The sequence below is a fragment of the Pseudomonas fragi genome (genome assembly GCF_025426255.1).
GTDB lineage: Bacteria > Pseudomonadota > Gammaproteobacteria > Pseudomonadales > Pseudomonadaceae > Aquipseudomonas > Aquipseudomonas kulmbachensis.
In genome coordinates, this window is sequence record NZ_CP104861.1 from 756504 (window position 1) to 775760 (window position 19257).

19 protein-coding genes and 5 tRNA genes are annotated in these 19257 nt (G+C 57.2%); 13 read left to right on the plus strand and 11 right to left on the minus strand.

Going from position 1 to position 19257, the window contains the following annotated elements; translation table 11 throughout:
- The first annotated feature begins 254 nt into the window (after positions 1-254).
- The 4 genes from N7D90_RS03630 to N7D90_RS03645 all read left to right on the plus strand — a co-directional run bounded on the left by N7D90_RS03630 (position 255) and on the right by N7D90_RS03645 (position 669).
- Positions 255-330: transfer RNA gene (locus tag N7D90_RS03630), tRNA-Asn, on the plus strand.
- 9 nt (positions 331-339) lie between these two features.
- Positions 340-416: transfer RNA gene (locus N7D90_RS03635), tRNA-Pro, on the plus strand.
- A gap of 5 nt (positions 417-421) precedes the next feature.
- Positions 422-497 (plus strand) — tRNA-Lys (locus N7D90_RS03640).
- Between the two features lie 95 nt (positions 498-592).
- Positions 593-669, plus strand: a tRNA-Pro gene (locus tag N7D90_RS03645).
- Positions 670-879: 210 nt separating this feature from the next.
- Here the strand turns inward: N7D90_RS03645 and N7D90_RS03650 are convergent.
- Positions 880-2454: an APC family permease gene (locus N7D90_RS03650; protein ID WP_261740919.1), complete on the minus strand. Its 1575-nt coding sequence runs from the start codon at positions 2452-2454 to the stop codon at positions 880-882.
- A 25-nt stretch (positions 2455-2479) separates the two neighbouring features.
- On the minus strand, positions 2480-3424 hold the full coding sequence (glsA, locus tag N7D90_RS03655; protein ID WP_261740920.1) for a glutaminase A: 945 nt from the start codon (positions 3422-3424) through the stop codon (positions 2480-2482).
- A gap of 171 nt (positions 3425-3595) precedes the next feature.
- Here glsA and N7D90_RS03660 point away from each other — a divergent pair, with 171 nt between their 5' ends.
- Positions 3596-4993, plus strand: a complete 1398-nt coding sequence (locus N7D90_RS03660) for a glutamate decarboxylase (protein WP_261740921.1) — start codon at positions 3596-3598, stop codon at positions 4991-4993.
- A gap of 112 nt (positions 4994-5105) precedes the next feature.
- On the opposite strand, the gene N7D90_RS03665 is transcribed toward N7D90_RS03660, so the two are convergent.
- The 3 genes from N7D90_RS03665 to N7D90_RS03675 all read right to left on the minus strand — a co-directional run bounded on the left by N7D90_RS03665 (position 5106) and on the right by N7D90_RS03675 (position 7366).
- Entirely contained in the window at positions 5106-6407 is a 1302-nt protein-coding gene (locus tag N7D90_RS03665; RefSeq protein WP_261740922.1) for an NAD(P)/FAD-dependent oxidoreductase, read from the minus strand.
- Positions 6408-6472: 65 nt separating this feature from the next.
- Positions 6473-6646 carry a DUF3094 domain-containing protein gene (locus N7D90_RS03670; RefSeq protein ID WP_261740923.1) on the minus strand — a complete coding sequence of 58 codons (174 nt, stop codon included), beginning with the start codon at positions 6644-6646 and terminating at the stop codon, positions 6473-6475.
- 90 nt (positions 6647-6736) lie between these two features.
- The gene (locus N7D90_RS03675; protein WP_261740924.1) at positions 6737-7366 is read right to left on the minus strand and encodes a DUF1780 domain-containing protein; all 630 of its coding nucleotides are present in this window, start codon (positions 7364-7366) and stop codon (positions 6737-6739) included.
- Positions 7367-7475: 109 nt separating this feature from the next.
- Here N7D90_RS03675 and N7D90_RS03680 point away from each other — a divergent pair, with 109 nt between their 5' ends.
- Positions 7476-8165, plus strand: coding sequence for an energy-coupling factor ABC transporter permease (locus N7D90_RS03680; RefSeq protein WP_261740925.1), 690 nt, complete (start codon positions 7476-7478; stop codon positions 8163-8165).
- A 98-nt stretch (positions 8166-8263) separates the two neighbouring features.
- Here N7D90_RS03680 and yacG read toward each other — a convergent pair whose 3' ends face one another.
- Genes yacG through N7D90_RS03700 form a run of 4 tightly spaced genes read right to left on the minus strand, consistent with a single transcriptional unit; the run spans position 8264 to position 11169 of the window.
- Entirely contained in the window at positions 8264-8467 is a 204-nt protein-coding gene (gene yacG, locus N7D90_RS03685; protein WP_261740926.1) for a DNA gyrase inhibitor YacG, read from the minus strand.
- A complete protein-coding gene (coaE, locus tag N7D90_RS03690; protein ID WP_261740927.1) occupies positions 8464-9087 on the minus strand; it encodes a dephospho-CoA kinase in 624 nt (207 codons plus the stop codon). Before coaE ends, yacG begins: the two co-directional genes overlap by 4 nt.
- 1 nt (position 9088) lies before the next feature.
- Complete coding sequence (locus N7D90_RS03695) at positions 9089-9949, minus strand: prepilin peptidase (RefSeq protein ID WP_315968150.1); 861 nt, start codon at positions 9947-9949, stop codon at positions 9089-9091.
- A 2-nt stretch (positions 9950-9951) separates the two neighbouring features.
- Positions 9952-11169, minus strand: a complete 1218-nt coding sequence (locus N7D90_RS03700) for a type II secretion system F family protein (protein WP_261740928.1) — start codon at positions 11167-11169, stop codon at positions 9952-9954.
- A 213-nt stretch (positions 11170-11382) separates the two neighbouring features.
- Between N7D90_RS03700 and N7D90_RS03705 the strand changes: the two genes are divergently transcribed.
- The 4 genes from N7D90_RS03705 to N7D90_RS03720 all read left to right on the plus strand — a co-directional run bounded on the left by N7D90_RS03705 (position 11383) and on the right by N7D90_RS03720 (position 14018).
- Positions 11383-11790, plus strand: coding sequence for a prepilin-type N-terminal cleavage/methylation domain-containing protein (locus N7D90_RS03705; protein WP_261740929.1), 408 nt, complete (start codon positions 11383-11385; stop codon positions 11788-11790).
- A gap of 46 nt (positions 11791-11836) precedes the next feature.
- Positions 11837-11912, plus strand: a tRNA-Thr gene (locus N7D90_RS03710).
- Between the two features lie 115 nt (positions 11913-12027).
- The gene (locus tag N7D90_RS03715) at positions 12028-13518 is read left to right on the plus strand and encodes a DNA-3-methyladenine glycosylase 2 (protein WP_261740930.1); all 1491 of its coding nucleotides are present in this window, start codon (positions 12028-12030) and stop codon (positions 13516-13518) included.
- A gap of 2 nt (positions 13519-13520) precedes the next feature.
- Positions 13521-14018, plus strand: a complete 498-nt coding sequence (locus tag N7D90_RS03720) for a methylated-DNA--[protein]-cysteine S-methyltransferase (RefSeq protein ID WP_261740931.1) — start codon at positions 13521-13523, stop codon at positions 14016-14018.
- 117 nt (positions 14019-14135) lie between these two features.
- On the opposite strand, the gene nadC is transcribed toward N7D90_RS03720, so the two are convergent.
- Positions 14136-14984, minus strand: a complete 849-nt coding sequence (nadC, locus tag N7D90_RS03725) for a carboxylating nicotinate-nucleotide diphosphorylase (protein ID WP_261740932.1) — start codon at positions 14982-14984, stop codon at positions 14136-14138.
- Between the two features lie 401 nt (positions 14985-15385).
- On the opposite strand from nadC, the gene N7D90_RS03730 reads away from it, so the two are divergent.
- From N7D90_RS03730 to ampE, 3 genes are all read left to right on the plus strand, one after another.
- Complete coding sequence (locus N7D90_RS03730; RefSeq protein ID WP_405046612.1) at positions 15386-16828, plus strand: DUF1631 family protein; 1443 nt, start codon at positions 15386-15388, stop codon at positions 16826-16828.
- 83 nt (positions 16829-16911) lie between these two features.
- Entirely contained in the window at positions 16912-17475 is a 564-nt protein-coding gene (gene ampD, locus N7D90_RS03735) for a 1,6-anhydro-N-acetylmuramyl-L-alanine amidase AmpD (protein WP_261740934.1), read from the plus strand.
- Complete coding sequence (gene ampE / locus N7D90_RS03740) at positions 17472-18308, plus strand: regulatory signaling modulator protein AmpE (RefSeq protein WP_261740935.1); 837 nt, start codon at positions 17472-17474, stop codon at positions 18306-18308. The genes ampD and ampE overlap by 4 nt, the downstream gene beginning before the upstream one ends.
- A 170-nt stretch (positions 18309-18478) precedes the next feature.
- On the opposite strand, the gene N7D90_RS03745 is transcribed toward ampE, so the two are convergent.
- Positions 18479-19255 (minus strand): TatD family hydrolase, encoded by a 777-nt coding sequence (locus N7D90_RS03745; protein ID WP_261740936.1) that lies wholly within the window; start codon positions 19253-19255, stop codon positions 18479-18481.
- Between the last annotated feature and the right edge of the window lie 2 nt (positions 19256-19257).

The following is a 19257-nucleotide window of genomic DNA, read 5'->3' on the forward strand; positions in this document are numbered from 1 at the left end:
TTAGGGTGTTGATCTATAAGGAAAACGCGAGTAAAGTGCGCCCCGCAGTAAGTCACCCGCAACGGCAACTTGGCCCAAACCGAGAAGCCCGCTAGAAGAGCTAAGTAATTGTCTTCTAACGAAAAATAAGGGTTGACAAGGGTTTTAAAGCTTGTAGAATAGCCGACCTCAGAGACGCCAACGCAGCGATGCGAAGAACTCGAAGAGTGTTGCAAAGCAGTAAAGCAACAACGTTGTAGATTGAAATATGTAGTTCCGCGATAGCTCAGTTGGTAGAGCAAATGACTGTTAATCATTGGGTCCCTGGTTCGAGTCCAGGTCGTGGAGCCATTTTCAAGCCGGGGTATAGCGCAGTCCGGTAGCGCGCCTGCTTTGGGAGCAGGATGTCAGGAGTTCGAATCCCCTTACCCCGACCATTTTTGGGTCGTTAGCTCAGTTGGTAGAGCAGTTGGCTTTTAACCAATTGGTCGTAGGTTCGAATCCCACACGACCCACCATTTTTGGCTCCAGTTAACCCTGGAGTTAGATCTTAAGATCAGAGGCCAAAAGCACTGATCGCAGAAGGCGCCTCTTGAAGGTGCCTTTTTTTTACCGGGGTATAGCGCAGTCCGGTAGCGCGCCTGCTTTGGGAGCAGGATGTCAGGAGTTCGAATCCCCTTACCCCGACCATTTTCTGCCCAGCAGTAATGGGTGTAGAAAATAAGGTACTGATGCCAACCGCATCAGACACCATAAAAAAAGCGTCCTTCGGGACGCTTTTTTTATGCCTGCAGAAAACCAGGCCTGTAGTCGCTGGCAAGGTAAGCAGGCTGCGATGTGCATAACGCGGTTCATCTGACGAACCGCAGTGAGGCCTCGCAGCCGCGACTACAAAGGGCCTCAGCTTACGCTTGGGGCCGCTGGCGGAGCTGTAACCAGGCTTGGGCTGGTACTTGCGGCCTTGGTATCCGCATCTTGCAGATCCTGCAATGCTGCAGAATATTGATCTGACTCGGCCTTGGGCACCATCTGCCACGAAGGCTTGCGCAGCGCATAGAAGATAAACGGCGGCGTCCCTGCGACGACCAATCCCAGCAACAAAATCCCGGCATACTCAAAAAACGGCATGCTGCTGAAATTATTTGGCGGAATAAAGCCGAAAATCAGCGCCACGCACGTCGACATCAGGCCCAGATAGCACCAGCCATGCAGCCCCTTGAGCACATAGCCACGTTTTACATTGGGCTGTGTCTTGCGCAGCTTCATGGCAGCCATAAACATAAATACGTAAATGATCAGGTACATCAGCGCCGCCATCGCACTGATCATCCAGAAGGCATCCGATACGTTGTCGAGAAAGATATAGATCGTCGACAGCAGCGTGACGATCACGGCCTGCAAGTACAGAATATTTTTTTGCACCCCTTTGCTGTTCACTTCTTGCATCACGGGTGGAAGCATCCCGGCCTTGCCGACAAACAGCAGGCCTGTAGATGGCCCGGCAGTCCAGGCCAAAACCCCGCCCAAGGCGCCGATAATCAGCAGAATGGCCATGATCGGCGTTGCCCACGGCATATTGAAGCCTGCAAAGAAGGCGGCATAAGCCTGAATAACGCCAGCGGTGAGGCTGGTTGAGTCAGCGGGAACCACCAGCGAAATCGCCACGGTCGGCGGGATAAACACCAGCAGGATCATAAAGAAGGCCAAAAGAATCGCCCTCGGCATTTCTTTTTGCGGGTTGCGCAATTCACGGGCATGAATGGCGTTCATTTCGATACCTGCAAACGCCAGGAAGTTACTCACAATCAGTACCAGGCCGGTGATGGCGCCGGTAAATTCCCGCCATAAGTCCGGGTGCAGGTTGTGCGAACCGGTTCTGACCGTGGAGTGTGTATCGAAAATGGTCGGAATCAGCGCGCTCCAGGTTAACGGTGTTGCGGATTTATGCCCCAGCACTAGCCACGCCACGCCGAGCAGTACCAGCAGCGCGGCAGGCAATGCGGTGCCCAGCAGCATGAACCATGACGTGAGTTTCGACAGCGTTGTCAGGCCATTGAGGGCGACAAACGTCGATAACCAATACAGAACGATAATGACAGCAGCCGTGAACACACCACTTTTGGCCAGTTCCGGGTTGATCAGATACGCCATGGTACTGGCACCAAACCCGAGCACAATCGGGTACCAGACCACCACTTGCACCCACATGAACCACATGATGAAAAAACCCGGTCGATCACCATAGGCTTGTCTGACCCAGCCATAAATCCCGCCGTTCCAGCCGGTCCCCAGCTCAGAGGCCACCAGCGAGACCGGGATAAAAAACAGCAGTGCCGGAATGACATACAGAAATACCGAACCCAGGCCATACACGGCCATGCTCGGCAGTGAACGAATACTGGCAACGGCTGCAACCATCATGAAGCAGATGGTAAGCCACGACATGTAAGTTTTAGTTTTGTTGGCGGTAGTCATAAATGCCTCCCTGCATTTCGCGTGATTAGTGCAGCAGGCTCAGGTTGAGCGTGCGGCTGAGATATTCGGCGGCCAACTGACCGCGAACGCTATTGCCTGCCACATCCAGCGGCGGGGCGAAAGCGGCGATGGCGCAGACGCCAGGAACCACAGCCAGAATCCCGCCACCGACCCCGCTTTTACCCGGCAGGCCGACTTTGTAATACCAGTCGCCAGTGGTGTCATAGAGACCATTCAAGGTCATCTCGGAAAGGATTGGTGCCACGTTTTTGGCTGCCACAACTTGCTTGTCAGTGACCGGGTTGACGCCGCCGTTGGCCAGGGTTGCGCCCATGGTGACCAGGTCATGACAGGTAATCGACATCGAGCATTGGCGGGTGTAGACATCGCACACTTGCATGGGGTCGGCATGCATGTAGCCGTAACTTTGCAGTAGCCAGGCAATCCCGCGATTGTGTTGATTGCTGCTGGCTTCGGATTGGTAAACCTCGTCGTTGAGCATCAGTTCACGCCCGGCAAAAGCGTTGTAAGTCGCTTGTATCTGGTCCCAGCGAGCCTGCGCAGAGTCGGCCTCAAGCAGGCTGACCGTGGCCATCGCGCCTGCGTTTACGAAGGGGTTGAGCGGTCGGCCCTTGTGCAGCTCCAGGGCGATCACCGAGTTGAACGGTTCACCGGTTGGGTCGCAGCCGATCTTGCTGCGCAAGACCTGTGGCCCGACCTCATCGAGCACTCGGGCGAGGGTAAATACCTTGGAAATAGACTCTATGGCGAAGGCGTAATCGGTGTCCCCTACCTCGGCATGGGTGCCATCACAGAACATGATGCTGATGCCGAAAAGGTGGGATGGCACGGAGGCCAAGTAGGGGATATAGCTGGCATTTTTGCCGTGCTGATTGCTGGAAAACCGCAGCAGTGCTTCGTCCAACGCCTTTTTCACCGCGCTGTCGACGGTTGAAGGTTTGTGCTTCATCGTGCTCGCTCCATGAGTACTTTCAATAATCGAGACTATAGATCGGAAAACTCACAATGCCCGGAAATCGGACAGCAGACTCGAAATGCTTGTCTATGCTGGCAGGGTCAAAGCTGAGCCAGAGTTGCAAGGGCAGGCTCAAAGGTTGACCAATACTCAAGGAGAGTTCACATGGCACTGCACCGTATCAAGCGCAACAAGGACGTTGATCCCGTGTTTGGTTCTTCTGCGCTGGCTCATGCCGCTGCGATCAAACTGTTTCCGGAGGCTGAGCAAGCGCCGGGTGAGGTTTATCAACTGGTTCACGATGAGTTGTATCTGGATGGCAACTCCCGGCAGAACCTCGCGACCTTCTGCCAGACGTGGGAAGAGGACGAAGTTCACAAGCTGATGGACCTGTCGATCGACAAGAACATGATCGACAAGGACGAGTACCCGCAGTCAGCGGAGCTGGAAAACCGCTGTATCCATATGCTGGCGGACTTATGGCATTCCCCGGCGGCGGCCACCACCATCGGTACATCGACCGTTGGTTCCAGTGAAGCCTGCATGCTCGGTGGTTTGGCAGCTTTGTGGCGCTGGCGCGCCGTGCGCAAGGCGGCTGGCAAACCGACGACTACGCCGAATATGGTGTGCGGCCCGGTACAGGTGTGCTGGCACAAATTTGCCCGTTACTGGGACGTGGAAATTCGTGAAGTGCCGATGTCTGAAGGTCATTGGTTCATGACCCCCGAGGACATGCTGGAACGGGTCGATGAAAATACCATCGTGGTGGTGCCGACCTTTGGCCAGACTTTTACCGGTCTGTATGAAACCGTAAAACCGTTGTCTGATGCCCTGGATGATCTGCAAAAAAGCACCGGCCTGAACGTTGATCTGCATGTCGACGGCGCAAGTGGTGCGATGCTGGCACCGTTTTGTGCCCCCGATATTCTGTGGGATTTTCGAGTGCCGCGGGTCAAGTCCATCAGCACCTCCGGGCATAAGTTCGGCCTTGCCCCGCTGGGCGCGGGCTGGGTGGTTTGGCGCGACGAGAATGAGTTGCCTGAAGGGTTGGTTTTCCATGTGAATTATCTGGGGGGCGACATGCCGACTTTCGCCCTGAACTTTTCACGTCCGGCCGGACAAATCATCGCGCAGTACTACAACTTCTTGCGCCTGGGCCGTGAGGGGTATGAGCGGATCCATTCGGCGTGCTACGAAACAGCACAGTTTTTGGCGGCTGAACTGGTCAAGGTCGGGCCGTTCGAGATGCTCTATAACGGTGACCCGCAGTTGGGGATTCCAGCGCTGACCTGGCGTCTGAAGCCCGGCGTAAAAACCGGTTACTCGCTCTATGATCTGGCAGATCGGCTGCGCACACGTGGTTGGCTGGTGCCAGCGTACAGCTTGCCAGCGAATGTAGAAAAAGTGGTGGTACAGCGGATTCTGGTGAAGCAGGGCCTGTCGATCGACATGGCCAAGTTGTTGTTGGAAGACTTTGTACGGGCGATCAAATTCTTTGACGAACATCAGCCCCACGGCTTTAAAGGCCGTGAAGCCGAGTCGGGTAATCACGCCGGGCGTTGACGCCTGCCTCCTGTTGGGGCGAGCTTGCTCGCGATGCAGGCAACGCAAATCTGATGTCAAATTGCGTTGCTGCTATCGCGAGCAAGCCCGTTCCCACAGGTTTTGGTGCTCCTTAGTGCAGTTTCAGGCGCGGCTCGGTGCCGCGTCCGATTCTGCTGCCCAGCATTAGCATCAATGTGCGGAAGGTGCCGTACAGCGCCATTTGGTGCATGCGATACAGCGAAATGTAAAACATCCGCGCCAACCAGCCTTCCAACATCACGGTGCCCATCAGGCTGCCCATCAAGTTACCCACAGCCGAAAAACTCGACAGTGAAATCAGCGAGCCATAATCGCGGTACTTGTAGTCTGGAAGTTGCACTTGCCCCTCAATCCGCAGTTTCAGCGACTTGGCCAGCAGCGAAGCTTGCTGGTGGGCGGCCTGGGCGCGAGGCGGAACCAGCTTGTCGGTGCTCGGTTGTGGGCAGGCTGCGCAATCGCCAAAGGCAAAAATATTCTCATCGCGCGTGGTTTGCAGGGTAGGGCGGACCACCAGTTGGTTGATGCGGTTGGTTTCCAGCTCGGCGATTTCCTGAAGAAAGCCCGGCGCCCGAATCCCTGCCGCCCAAACTTTCAGGCTTGCAGCAATTACCTGACCATCTTTGGTAATCAAGCTATCAGCTGTTACTTCGCTGACGGCAGAATTGGTCAGCACCGTGACGCCGAGTTTTTCCAGGGTTTTATGCACAGGCCCGCCGATACGATCCGGCAGCGCGGGTAACACCCGTGGGCCAGCCTCGATCAGGGTGATATGCATGTTTTCCGGTTTGATGCGGTCCAGTCCGTAAGCCGCCAGTTCGTGCGCGGCATTGTGCAGTTCGGCCGCCAGCTCAACCCCGGTCGCGCCCGCACCGACAATGGCGACGCTGATCTGCTCGACCTCATCGCTTTGCCCGGCATGAGCGCGCAGGTAGTGATTAAGCAATTGCTGATGGAAACGTTCGGCCTGCTTGCGGGTATCCAGAAACAGGCAATGCTCGGCTGCGCCCTTGGTGCCGAAGTCATTGGTGGTACTGCCCACGGCAATCACCAGTGTGTCGTAACTCAGCTCACGAGCAGGCACCAGCTCCAGGCCATTTTCATCGAGGGTTGCCGACAATGAGATCTTTTTCAGTTCACGATCCAGTCCGCTCATGCGCCCCAGCTGGAATTGAAAGTGATTCCACTTGGCCTGGGCGACGTAGTTGAGTTCGTCTTCCGATGAGTTCAGGGAACCTGCGGCCACTTCATGCAACAGCGGTTTCCAGATGTGGGTCAGGTTGGCATCGACCAGCGTGACGCTGGCTTTGCCGCGCTTGCCTAGAGTCTTGCCCAGGCGGGTCGCCAACTCCAGGCCGCCGGCACCGCCGCCGACGATAACAATACGATGGGTCATGGGTATCACTCACAAGGCTTAAAAAAATTCTGTGCCAGAGCGTACCCGGGCGAGCGCAACGCAGCTCATAGCGCCAGGTAACTCAGGAGGCGGCTCAAAAGGCCCATGCCGATTACCACGATCACTACCACCGCAAGGAGCAGCCAGGGCCGGAATGGTCGGCGCTCAACCTGATTTTGTGGCAGTTGCAGGTACTCTTCGACATGCTTCAGATCATCCGGGTTCAGGCGGCTGGGCATATTTTTGGCCTCGTCAAATAGACGTTGCGGGATGTGTAAAAGCTACAGCGAGATGGAAACAAGCATAGCCCGTTGGGGCTGAACACGAACTTACAGGCTGATGCCTACATCAAAAATAATGCTGCGCCCCAGGTTGTTGCGCAGAAAGTCCGGCGCATCGGGTTGTGCGAACAGCACGCGGGCAAAGGTGGGTCCTACCAGTGACAGCGAACGCCAGCCTTGGCGCAAGTACTCGGTCGGGGGCGGGAAGTGGCTGTTAAGGTCCAGCACTTCGCGCTTGAGACTGGAAAACGCAATGATGTCCAATTGCCCCAAGTCGATATCCCGCTCTTGGTAGTTCCTGGCTTTTTTGTGCAGGGTGGGACCCAGGCGCTGCAACAGTTTGCTCGCCGGGATCCGCTTGGGTCGGGCCTCGCGCCGCACCAGCTGGCTCAGGGAATAGGCGCTGCGGCGGCGCTGGAGCTCTTCACGCCATTCATCGTTCAGGCGCCGCCCCTCATCGAGCACAAAGAACACTTCAAAGCGCGCCTCGCCGAACAATACGTCGGGCGGCTCCTGGCTTGCCTGCAGAAAGTCTTCGTTGTGATAGGGAATGTTCAAGCCTTGCAGCAGGCGCTGGCAGACCCAACGCTCACGCTCCCATTTGCGGGCATTGGATAGAAAGGCGTTGGCTTGCTCGGCCTGGATGGTGAGCAGGCGTAAATAATCAGAGTCGTCCATGGATGCAGCTTAGCCTTGAAACAGGTGTTACTGAAAGTCCGGGTGTAGACTCAGGCGCATCAAACATGGAGGGTTGAGCGGTGTGGTTTAACAAGATTGGGCTGAACACATGATTGCTGCAGAGGTGTTATCCACACAGACATTGGCAATCGGCTGGTTGCTGTATGCCCCCGTAGTGTTGTGGGCGATCTGGCGAGCGCCGTGGGTTGAGCTGTTTGCCGATACGCGGCGCCAGCACCTGCTATTTGGCACGGTGTTTTCGCTATTTTTGCTATGGCTGGTACGCCGCGACTTTGAGGGCGGCGTGTCGTATCACTTTATTGGTCTGACGGTGGTCACGCTGCTGCTCGACTGGCCGCTGGCGATTGTCGGTGCGCTGCTGGCGCAAATCGGGTTGGTGTTACTGGGGCGTCAAGACCTGGTCGCGATGGGCGTCAATGGCGTATTGCTGATTCTGTTGCCGGTTGCGGTGACCGAAGGGTGTGCGCGCATGGTCGAGCGAGCACAGCCGCGTAATCCCTTTGTGTATATCTTTTGCTCGGGCTTTTTTGCTGCGGCTCTGGCGGCATTGCTGTGCGTATTGGCAGTGCTTGGTGTGTTGTGGCTGGATGGGTTGTTTGCGATGCCGGAGTGGCTGGAGGACTTTATTGGCTACCTGTGGCTGATCATCTTTCCTGAGGCGTTTATCAACGGGATGCTGGTCACGGCACTGGTGGTGTTCTGCCCTGAATGGCTTGAAACCTTCAACCGCACCCGCTACCTGGCAGCGCCGTGGAACGATGATGGAGAAAACCGGTAGCCACTGCCGCAGGCTGCAAAGGGTTGCGAAGCAAGCCGTTTTTTGAAGGCCCTGCGGGCCTTGTCGCAGCCTGCGGCAGCGGCTACAGGATTTGGTTGTTAATGGAAGCGCTCGGTCAAATCCTCGGAAAACAAATCATCTTCAGCATCAGGGCTTACCGGAATCTTGTGCTCTTCGGATGCCCAGGCACCCAGGTCAATCAGCTTGCAGCGGTCCGAGCAAAACGGCCGGAAAGCGTTGGTGGTATCCCATTGCACGGCGGTGCCACAAGTCGGGCAGTCTACGGTCATCGGTTTGGTCATGGTCGGCCTCCACACAAAGTTAAATAAAAGTGATGCAAGCGCTCGACTTCAGTCTGCAGCGCCTTTAGATCGTTGTCATTGACCAGCACATCGTCAGCGTGGCGAAGGCGATCTTCGCGGCTGGCCTGTGCCTTGAGAATGGCCTGTACCTGCTGCTCGCTGGTGTTGTCGCGCAGCAACGTGCGTTGAATTTGCAGGGCTTGCGGGGCATCGATCACCAATACACGCTGGGTTGTCGTGTATTGGCCAGATTCGATCAACAGCGGCGAGACCAAAATGGCGTAAGGCGATTGTGCCTGCGCCAGGTTGTTCGCAATTTCTTCACGAATCAGTGGGTGCAGCAGCGCTTCGAGCCATCGGCGTTGCTCGGGATCGGCAAAGATCAGGTTACGCAATACGCCGCGATTGAGCTGCCCGTCGGCTTGCAGTACCTCATCGCCAAAGTGCTCGGCAATTGTGGCCAGCGCCGGGCGTCCAGGTTCGACGACCCAGCGTGCAGCATGATCGGCGTCCACCACGTGTACGCCCAGCGCGGCAAAGTGCTCGGCTGCGGCACTTTTGCCACTGCCGATACCGCCGGTCAGCCCGAGAATCCAGGGTTTTGAAGGTGGAGTCATCATGTCAAACCGAAATCGGCCAATAGAAGCCGGTTATTTGACCACCCCAGAGCAATGCAATCCAGCCGGCAATTGCCAGATACGGCGCAAAGGGAATGGCGGTGGACGTTTTGGCGCGGCGCAAAGCCAAAAGGCCCAACCCCACCAGCGCACCCAGCAGCGAAGAAAACAGGATGGTCAATGGCAGAACTGCAACCCCGCCCCAAGCTCCGAGCATGGCCAGTAACTTGAAGTCGCCATAGCCCATGCCTTCCTTGCCGGTGATCAGTTTGAATAGCCAGAACACCGACCACAGGCTTGCATAGCCTAATGCCGCGCCCCATACGGCTTGGGGCAGGCTGGTGAAAAGATCGAAACTGTTGAGCAACAACCCCAGCCAGAGCAGGGGAAACACCAGCATGTCGGGCACGATTTGATGTTTGGCATCAATCAGGCAAATGGCCAGAAGCCCCCAGGTCAGCAGGAGCATCCAGCCCGCTTGCGCACCAAAGCCGAAATGCCAGGCTACAACGGCCGACAATACGGCGCAGGCCAGTTCGGTGAAGGGGTAGCGCAGGCTGATAGCGGTTTGGCAGTGCGCGCACTTGCCCCGTAAAAACAGATAGCTCAGCACTGGAATGTTGTCCCGCAGGCGCAATGGATGCGTGCACGCGGGGCAGTGGGAGCGAGGGTGTCTCAAGTTATACACAGGGCGCTTGGCGGGCTCGGGTAGGTCCAGCAACTCGCGGGCCTGGGACTGCCAGTCCTGTTCGAGCATTTTCGGCAAACGCCACGCCAGGACATTGATAAAGCTGCCCGCCAACAAGCCCAATAGCAGGGCACAGGCAATGAATGCATCAGGATGAAAATTGAAGAAATCAATCATGCTCAGATCACTTGGCCCAGTTTGAAAATCGGTAAATACATGGCGATTACCAGTCCGCCCACCATGATCCCAAGTACCACCATGATTGCCGGCTCCATCAAGGTTGTGAGGCTATCCACCAGAGTGTCGACCTCGCTTTCATAATAGGTGGCTACGTGGTCAAGCATATCGTCCAGTGTGCCGGATTCTTCGCCAATTGCTGTCATTTGAATCGCCATGCCAGGGAACACCCCGGTAGCACCCATGGCCACATGGATCTGGCTGCCCGTCGCCACCTGCTGTTTGAGCCGTAGCACCGCTTCTTTGTACAGGCTATTGCCAGTAGCACTGGCCACAGAGTTCAACGCCTCAAGCAGCGGCACTCCAGCCGCAATGGTGGTCGACAGCGTGCGGGCGAAGCGGGCTATTGCAGACAAGTGCAACAGGTTGCCGATGACGGGCAACCTCAGAAGCCATCGATCAGCGCGCTGGCGCAGAAGGACGGAGTGTTTATAGCGATGGCGCAGGCAGGCAAGCGTGACGCAAAAAAATCCCAGCAGCCACAGGCCGTGTGTTTGCAGTACCTCTGACAGGCCGATTACCCACAACGTGAACACGGGGAGTTGTGCGTCGAATGAGGAAAACATGCCCTGAAATTGCGGCACCACTTCGATCAACAGAATGCTGCTCACCGCTAATGCCACCAGCAATACGGCGATGGGGTAGGTCATGGCCTTTCTGATTTTCTTTTTCAGGGCTTCGGTTTTTTCCTTGTAGGTGGCCACCCGCAGCAGCAACACATCCAGAGCCCCAGCCAGCTCCCCTGCTTCAACGAGACTGCAAAACAGCAGGTCAAAATGTGCCGGTTTTTTGCGCAGCGCAGCCGCCAGGCTGGTGCCTGCACCGATGTCCTGTTTGAGTTCGGTCACCAGTTGGCGCATTGCGCGCTGCTCGAAACCGTTGGCGATAACCTCCAGGGCTTGCAGTAGCGGGATACCGGCGTTGATCAGGGTGGCCAACTGACGGGTGAACAGGGTGATATCCACAGCACTGATGGATTTCGCGCCTGGACACTGATGGTTTGCATGGCAGCGGATTTTACTAACGGTAATACCTTGGCGGCGCAGTTGGACCCGGATCATTACGTGACTGTCTGCGGTGATTTGACCACTAATTCGAGCCCCCTTGAGATCAGTGCCCTGCCATCGATAAAGCCTGGTTTTAACGGCCTGTGTTGCCATGCTTCGATCCCTGGAACGCTGCGCGCCCGGCTGTGCTTCAAGTCTTAAAGACTAGAGGTTCCCAGCCCTGACCCGCCCGCTCGTGAGTGTCCAAAGGTGTCAGTGATGCAGTTGTGGAGCATCGGCCCACTAACCTTGATAGCCTGTGCGCACTTTTTTGGCTGCACAGCACTGCTCGGGCACCTCGACGTGCCCCCTATTCGGAGACTCCATGTGAAACAACAAAAAGGCTTCACCCTGATCGAACTGATGATTGTGGTGGCGATCATCGGCCTGATCGCTTCGTTCGCATTTCCGGCTTACAACGACCACGTCATGAAGACCCGTTTTGCCGAGGTGAACTCAATCAGCAACACCTACAAGACGGCCGTTGCCCTGTGCTTCAGCGAGACTAATGACTTGATGGTCTGCGATGCAGGCACCCACGGTATCCCGGCCCCGGCTGAAGCCACTGACAATCTGGCAGCAGGCATGACCGTGATAGATGGCGTGATTACCATGGCCGGTACCCAGGCTGCAGGCGGTTGGGTCAGTGTGCTGGTGCCGACGTTGAGTAGTTCAGGCAGCACACTGAACTGGACTCAAAACGGTACATGTCTGGCCAGTGGTGCCTGTAAATAGCCATCGATTGTCGGGCTTTTCCAGCGGTGCTAGTTTTATCGGCACCGCCGGTGTAGCTCAGTCGGTAGAGCAGCGCACTCGTAACGCGAAGGTCGCAGGTTCGATTCCTGTCTCCGGCACCACTGTAAAAGCCATCCGGTATAGCTCGGGTGGCTTTTTTGTATTGACGCGAAAGCAGGCACATTGACGTCCGAAAATGGCGAGAATCGGTAAAAGCGCGGTGCTATTCTGCGGCCCATGAGTACAGATAACAGCCTCACCACGCCCAGTACCGCCGCCTGCGAAATCGCTCGTCTGAGCCGCGATGCGCGTTTTGACGGGGTGTTTTTTACCGCTGTGCTCAGTACTCGCATTTACTGCCGGCCCGTGTGCCCGGCGCGAGCGCCCAAAGCCGAAAACGTGGTGTATTACCCCAGTGCGGCGGCAGCTCAGGCTCAAGGCTTTCGCCCGTGTTTGCGCTGCCGCCCGGAGCTGGCGCCGGGCAATCAACTCTGGTTGCAGGGCGAACATCTGGTATCGCGGGCGCTGAAACTTATTAATGAAGGCTATTTGGCGGATCACTCGCTGGAAGGGCTGGCCGAGCGCATGAATATCGGTACCCGGCAATTGCGGCGCTTGTTCGTTCAGCATCTGGGGGCGCCGCCGATGGCGGTGCACGCCACTCAGCGCCTGCTGTTTGCCAAGCAACTGCTGACCGAAACCGACCTGTCGATCACCGAAGTGGCCATGGCGTCTGGCTTTGGCAGTTTGCGCCGGTTCAATGCGGCATTTTCCGAAGCCAATCATGCCGAGCCTCGGGCATTCAGACGCAGCTCAAAGGCGCGTGTGAATAAAGCATTGGTGTTGCGCCTGGGCTATCGCCCGCCATTTGATTTCAATGCCTTGCTGGGTTTTTTACAGACCCGGGCATTGCCCGGTATCGAACAGGTCGACGCAGGCAGTTATCAGCGGGTTTTCGGACATCGTGATGCGCCCTGCTGGCTGCGGGTGAGTGCCTGGCCGGGCGGGCAGCATGCGTTGCAGCTGGAACTGTTGAACGTACCACCCAGCCAGATGTTGGGCGTGGTCACGCGGATTCGGCGGATGTTTGACCTTGATGCCGACCCGCTCGCAATTGCCCACACCTTAAGTGCCAGCCCGTTGCTGGCACCGGCCATCGAACGCTATCCGGGCCTGCGCTTGCCCGGTGGTTGGGACGGGTTTGAGGTGGCGGTACGAGCTGTGTTGGGGCAGCAAGTCAGCGTGGCTGCGGCACGCACCTTGGCCAGTCGTATTGTGCAGCGCTATGGGATTGCCATTGAAGCGGGTGCAGGTTCGGCGCTGGATCGCTTGTTCCCAGGCCCCGAGCAACTGGCAGAGGCCGATCTTGGGCAAATGGGCATTACCCAGGCACGGATCAATACGATCCAGGGGATTGCCCGCGCACTTATTGAAGGTCGCGTAGATTTCGCTGTTGAACAACCTTTAGAGCGCTTTATCAGCCGTTGGGTGCAGCTGCCCGGCATTGGCGAATGGACCGCGCATTACATTGCCATGCGCGTACTCAAGCACCCCGATGCATTCCCCGCAGCTGACTTGATCCTGCGCCGCGAAGCCAACCCCCACGGTGCACCGCTCAGCACCAAAGCGCTGCAAGCACTGGCCGAAAGCTGGCGCCCATGGCGGGCCTATTCAGTGATGTATTTATGGCGTGCAGCCACCGATGCGGCGGCTGCGCGTAAGGTATGAACATGACGCAGATTTATTACGAACAAATGCCATCGCCGATTGGGCCGCTGTTTTTGGTCGCCGATGATGAAGGGCTACGCGAAGTGCGATTCGAGTTGGATCGTAGGCCGCATACGCCGCTGGACGGCTGGGTGCATTCGGCGCAAAAACTCGCAGAAGTGCGTCGTCAACTGGAGGAGTACTTTGCCGGTAAGCGTCTGACCTTCGACTTGCCGCTCAAGCCACTGGGCACAGAGTTTCAGCAGTCGGTATGGCAAGCGCTGACAACCATCCCCTACGCGGTGACCACCAGCTACGGGCAGATTTCACAGCAAATTCTGCGGCCCAAGGCATCGCGGGCGGTGGGGGCGGCGAATGGGCGTAACCCGATCCCGATCATCATCCCGTGCCATCGGGTGATTGGCAGCAACGGTACGCTGACCGGTTTCGGCGGCGGCCTGGCGGCCAAGCAATGGTTGCTTGAGCATGAAATGAAGTGCCAAGGCTTTACGCTGTCTTGAGCACGTTGCACTAAACCTGTGGGAGCGGGCTTGCTCGCGATTGGATTGCTGCGGTGTAACTGTCAAACCGCATCGATACCGTCGCGAGCAAGCCCGCTGCACAAGGAGTAGGGCTGTTTAGATGCTCAAGCGCATCGACAAGTCCACTGCTTTGACATCTTTGGTCATGGCCCCAATCGAGATGTAGTCCACGCCGGTTTCGGCGATCGGGCGCAAGGTGGTCTCGTTGATGCCGCCGCTAGCCTCCAGCTTGGCTTTACCCGCGTTCAGGCGCACCGCTTCGCGCATGTCATCCATGCTCAGTTCGTCGAGCATGATGATGTCGGCGCCTGCGTCCAGTGCTTGCTTGAGTTCAGCCAGGCTTTCGACTTCGATTTCTACCGGCTTGCCCGGAGCAATCTTGTGTGCGGCGCTGATGGCCTCGGCAATACCGCCACACGCTGCGATGTGGTTTTCCTTGATCAAAAATGCGTCGTACAGACCGATCCGGTGATTGTGGCAACCGCCGCAGGTCACGGCGTATTTCTGTGCCAGACGCAGGCCCGGCAAGGTTTTGCGGGTATCCAGCAACTTGACCTGGGTATCGGCCACTTGATCGGCCAGGTACTGGGCGTGTGTGGCAACGCCTGACAACAGCTGCAGAAAGTTCAGCGCGCTACGTTCGCCGCTGAGCAGAGAGCGAGCCGGACCTTCAAGGTGAAACAACACTTGGTTGGGGCTCACGCGCTCGCCATCGGCGACCTGCCAGTGTACGGCCACTCGTGGATCAAGCTGGCGAAACACAGTGTCGACCCACGCTGTACCGCTGATGACAGCTGCTTCACGGGTAATAATCGTGGCTTTGGCCAGACGTTCGGCCGGGATCAGCCGTGCAGTGATATCGCCGCTGCCAATGTCTTCAGCTAACGCGCGGCGCACGTTGGCTTCGATTTCGGCAGTGAGGTCGGCCAGGCGTAAATTCGGCATAACGAGCTCCACAAACAAAGTGCGCCGATTATAGGGCCATGCCACGGTTGAACCCAAGGTGTGCCACCGCGCCGTGGGCAAATGCCTGCAACAGGCTGGTGCGGCACTTTGAGAACTATTTGGCACCCTCGCTCAATGAAGTGAAGAGTGTGCTGGCACAAGCGTCGTCTTTTACAAGATAATCCGCCTTGCGATTGGCGCCATAGCTTTGACGTGTAGCTGTTGCCCTTAATTTCGATACGCCGACGAGTGCGCAAGGCATCCGCCGGTTCTGCTTGTGTGCGTCAAAAATGGCTCTGGCCACGCACGCTCACCTGCAAGCGAATAAACCACTCAGGGAGGACAGGATGCAAAATGACGGGAAAGTGGCACCTGCGCACAGGACCACTACGGAGCGGGCGATGCACTCGCCGCTTGCCCGCCTGCCTGTGATCCTGTTGCAGGTGCATGACAAGGCTGCACAGCAGCTCAGGAACGAGCTGCAAGTGCTGTTCGAAAATGCCGATGAAACCCTGTTTGAAATGGCTGACAAGGCTCAAAACGACACTGAGCAGAGCCTGTTTTTTGAAGCCATGCGCGATGTCAGGCTCAAACGTAAAAACATTGAGCGCGGTTTTCTTGAGCGGCTGTTTGAAGCGTTTATCCGACTGGCCCAGCCTGAAGTCGCAGAGCCTGCCTTGCAGGCTGTAGCTCCGGCACAGAGCGCGTTCTCACTGATGGCCAATGATCTTGAACGGGCTCAGGTGACGAATGCGATGGTGGCGCGGGTTTTGGCCCGCAACCAATTGGCGTTGTGCCAGTTGAGTGCTCGCCTCAATACCCTGAGCTGCGAGCCGCTCGATGACCAAAACAACCCGTTGGGGCCCGCGATGCTGTGCGAGTACTTTCTGCAATCGGAACGTGATCAGGGTATGGACTTGAAGGTCAAGCTGATCATGCTCCGACTGTTCGAGAAGTACCTGCTCAGCCAGACCGGACAGCTGTATGCCGACGCTAACCAACTTTTGATTGCCACGGGGGTGCTGCCTGACCTTGCCGAGGAAGCAACGTGCTGCGCCACCAAAGTCAGCGCCCTTGAACAGCAATCAACCAATACCGGCGAGGATGCAGGCAAATTGGTCGGGTTGTTGTTCGACTACATCAGTGATGACCGCAATCTCTCGCAACCGCTGAAAAAGCTGCTGGCGTTGTTACGCGAACCGATGCTCCAGATTGCGCGGCGCGATCAGAATTTTTTCAGCTGCGACAGCCACCCGGCTCGCCGATTACTCAATGTGATTGCCAGCGCGGCCATTGGGTGGGGCGCCAACGCTGAGGACTGCAGCGACATGCTGTATCGCAAGGTTGAGCACGTGGTGCTGCAATTGGCCCGATATGCAGGTAATAACCCGGCGCTGCTTGAGTCCATGCTGCATGATTTTTCGATGTTTACCCGCGGCGAGCGTGGGCGCATTGAGCTGCTGGAGCAACGCACCCGTGACGCCGAACATGCGCGTCGTCGACCTCCGTTCCAGGCCAGCCCGGTGCAGTCATGGCCTTTACCTGCTCTCGATGAGCAGGGCCATCTGGGCTTGCTGCTGGTCAGCCAATTGCGCATCGGAACGTGGATCGAACTGCAGGCCGATGAAACTACGCGGCTGCGTTGCAAACTGATCACGATTCTGGAACCGGGCGGCATTCATGTTTTTGTCAATCGCATGGGGGCCAAGGTGCTGGAAAAAAACCGCACTGATTTAATCGTCCAGCTGCGTAGCGGGGCTATTCTGCTGCTCGACGACCGGTTGTTGTTCGATAGGGCCCTGGAGTCGGTGATAGACAGTTTGCGGCAGTCTGGCGCGGACTAATCGCAGACAACACAGATTGCTCCCCATCGGCGTGCTCATCGCGGCATACTGGGCCTTTGGTTTTGCCTGTTGAAGGAGCCTGTATGCAGCTGGACCCCGCAAGTGGCTGGTGCCAAGGCGTGTGCCATTGCCCGTCACCCAACTTCAATACGCGCCCGAGCGACGAAATTTCCCTGCTGGTTATCCACAACATCAGCTTGCCGCCGGGGCAATTTGGCACCGGCAAGGTTCAGGAGTTCTTCCAAAACCAACTGGACGTCACAGAGCATCCTTACTTTGAAGGCATCATCGACCTCAGGGTAAGTGCACATTTTCTGATAGAGCGTGACGGTAGGGTTACCCAGTTTGTCTCATGTCTCGATCGTGCATGGCATGCGGGCATTTCGAGCTTCGAGGGGCGTGAGACCTGTAATGACTTTTCGCTGGGTATTGAGCTTGAGGGCACCGATGAACAGCCGTTCACGGACGCGCAGTATCAGGCGCTGACAGCGTTGACCCGGCAACTGCAGGTGGCTTACCCCGCCATCACATCGAACAGGATATGTGGTCATAGCGACGTGGCACCGGGGCGCAAGACAGACCCCGGGCCGGCTTTTGACTGGATGCGCTTTCGCGGCGCGTTGCAGCACACAGGAGAGAAACAATGAGTTTTGTGGTGTTACTGCTGGCGATTCTGGTCGAGAAGTTCTCGGCTTTGCGACAGCGTCTGCAGTGTGATGGTGGCTGGCTGCGCGAACTGCACAAGCTTGAAGCCAGCCCCAGGTTTGGCAAGCAACCGTGGTGGGTGCTGTTCATTCTGATTGTGTTGCCCGCATTGGTATTGGGCTTGCTGTTAGTGGTGCTGCAACCGGTGGCTTATGGCCTGCTGGCGCTGCCGATACACCTGCTGGTGGTGATTTACAGCCTGGGTCGCGGCGATTTGTTGGGGGGACTTGGGCCCTTTCGCGATGCCTGGCGGCGCGGTGATTTACAGGCGGCGGCCCATGTTGCCGAGCGTGACCTTCGCGTCAGTGCGGACAGCGGTGAGCAGTTGCTGGAAAAGGTGCAAGGGCATCTGTTGTGGCAGGCCTACCAGAGTTTTTTTGCAGTGATTTTCTGGTATTTCCTGCTGGGCCCGGTGGTGGTCTTGAGCTACCGATTGCTGGCCCTGGCAGCAGAGCACAGCCAGAACCCGGCGCTGGTAGAGCGTGCCGAGCAAGTGCGCCATGCTTTTGACTGGTTGCCGGTGCGGTTGTTGGCGGCGAGTTTTGCGCTGGTGGGCAACTTCGCGGCGGTCAGCCGGGTGATGCTGCATGAGTTGCTGAGCTGGGACATCAGTGCTGCGCAACTGATTAACAAAGCCGGTTGTGCAGCCGCTGAAATCCCGGCACCGCAAGCTGGCCCTGAAGGTATCAGCAGCCTCGACACCCTGTGGGCTTTGCTGCTGCGCGCGGCAGTGCTGTGGTATGCGTGCTTTGCGGTGTGGGCGTTGTTGTTGTAACGCCTGTGTGAGCGTTGGTGTGCGCAAATCCTCGTAGCCGCTGCCGAAGGAACGAGGCTGCGTTCGATTGCGAAGCGATCGTAAATTCAGATAACGCGTTCTCACCGGAGTGCCGTACCACACCAACGCAGCCTCGCTACGCTCCTCAGCGGCTACAAAAGCAGGGCCGGTTACCAGCCAAACAACTCCCGCGCATTGGCCGTACTGGTTTCGGCCAAACGCTCGGGGCTGATGCCCATCACTTCGGCCAGCGCCTGGCAGATATCGGGCAGGTGCTCCGGGCTATTGCGCTGGTTGGGGTACATGGCAGGGGCCATGTCGGGCGAGTCGGTTTCCAGCACGATGGCGTCCAGCGGCAAATCGACGATCACTTTACGCAGGCGCAAGGCTTGCGGCCAGGTAGCCGCGCCACCCAGACCCAGCTTGAATCCCAGCTTCAGGTATTCGCGGGCTTCTTCGCGGCTTCCTGCAAATGCATGAATAATCCCGCCGCGCTGTAGCCTGAAGCGTTTTAACGTTGCAATCACTTGCGCATGGCTACGTCGGACGTGGAGTAGGGCGGGCAGCTGAAAGTCGGCGGCCAGCTGCAATTGGGCTTCGAACAGCTGTTGCTGACCCTCGCGGTCGAGTTCGGGCAGGAAGTAGTCGAGGCCGATTTCGCCCACGGCACATAGCTGCGGGTGCCCCGCCAGGCGGCTCAGCCACTGCCCCAGTTCAAGTACATGCTCAGGGCGATGTTCGTTGAGGTACACCGGGTGCAAGCCAAAGGCGGCATATAGCTGACTGTCGGTTTGCACCAAATCCCACAAACGCTGCCAATTGTGCTGATAGACCCCCAACACCACCATCTGCTCAACCCCCGACGCCCGACTGCGCGCCAGTAACTGCGTGCGGTCAGCGTCAAAGTCCGGGAAGTCGAGGTGGGTATGGCTGTCGATCAGTCCCATGC

Coding starts and splice junctions, on each gene's coding strand:
- N7D90_RS03650 (WP_261740919.1), bottom strand. CDS start 2,454: ATGACTACCGCCAACAAAACTAAAACTTACATGTCGTGGCTTACCATC.
- glsA (WP_261740920.1), bottom strand. CDS start 3,424: ATGAAGCACAAACCTTCAACCGTCGACAGCGCGGTGAAAAAGGCGTTG.
- N7D90_RS03660 (WP_261740921.1), top strand. CDS start 3,596: ATGGCACTGCACCGTATCAAGCGCAACAAGGACGTTGATCCCGTGTTT.
- N7D90_RS03665 (WP_261740922.1), bottom strand. CDS start 6,407: ATGACCCATCGTATTGTTATCGTCGGCGGCGGTGCCGGCGGCCTGGAG.
- N7D90_RS03670 (WP_261740923.1), bottom strand. CDS start 6,646: ATGCCCAGCCGCCTGAACCCGGATGATCTGAAGCATGTCGAAGAGTAC.
- N7D90_RS03675 (WP_261740924.1), bottom strand. CDS start 7,366: ATGGACGACTCTGATTATTTACGCCTGCTCACCATCCAGGCCGAGCAA.
- N7D90_RS03680 (WP_261740925.1), top strand. CDS start 7,476: ATGATTGCTGCAGAGGTGTTATCCACACAGACATTGGCAATCGGCTGG.
- yacG (WP_261740926.1), bottom strand. CDS start 8,467: ATGACCAAACCGATGACCGTAGACTGCCCGACTTGTGGCACCGCCGTG.
- coaE (WP_261740927.1), bottom strand. CDS start 9,087: ATGATGACTCCACCTTCAAAACCCTGGATTCTCGGGCTGACCGGCGGT.
- N7D90_RS03695 (WP_315968150.1), bottom strand. CDS start 9,949: ATGATTGATTTCTTCAATTTTCATCCTGATGCATTCATTGCCTGTGCC.
- N7D90_RS03700 (WP_261740928.1), bottom strand. CDS start 11,169: ATGGCAACACAGGCCGTTAAAACCAGGCTTTATCGATGGCAGGGCACT.
- N7D90_RS03715 (WP_261740930.1), top strand. CDS start 12,028: ATGAGTACAGATAACAGCCTCACCACGCCCAGTACCGCCGCCTGCGAA.
- N7D90_RS03720 (WP_261740931.1), top strand. CDS start 13,521: ATGACGCAGATTTATTACGAACAAATGCCATCGCCGATTGGGCCGCTG.
- nadC (WP_261740932.1), bottom strand. CDS start 14,984: ATGCCGAATTTACGCCTGGCCGACCTCACTGCCGAAATCGAAGCCAAC.
- N7D90_RS03730 (WP_405046612.1), top strand. CDS start 15,386: ATGCACTCGCCGCTTGCCCGCCTGCCTGTGATCCTGTTGCAGGTGCAT.
- ampD (WP_261740934.1), top strand. CDS start 16,912: ATGCAGCTGGACCCCGCAAGTGGCTGGTGCCAAGGCGTGTGCCATTGC.
- ampE (WP_261740935.1), top strand. CDS start 17,472: ATGAGTTTTGTGGTGTTACTGCTGGCGATTCTGGTCGAGAAGTTCTCG.
- N7D90_RS03745 (WP_261740936.1), bottom strand. CDS start 19,255: ATGGGACTGATCGACAGCCATACCCACCTCGACTTCCCGGACTTTGAC.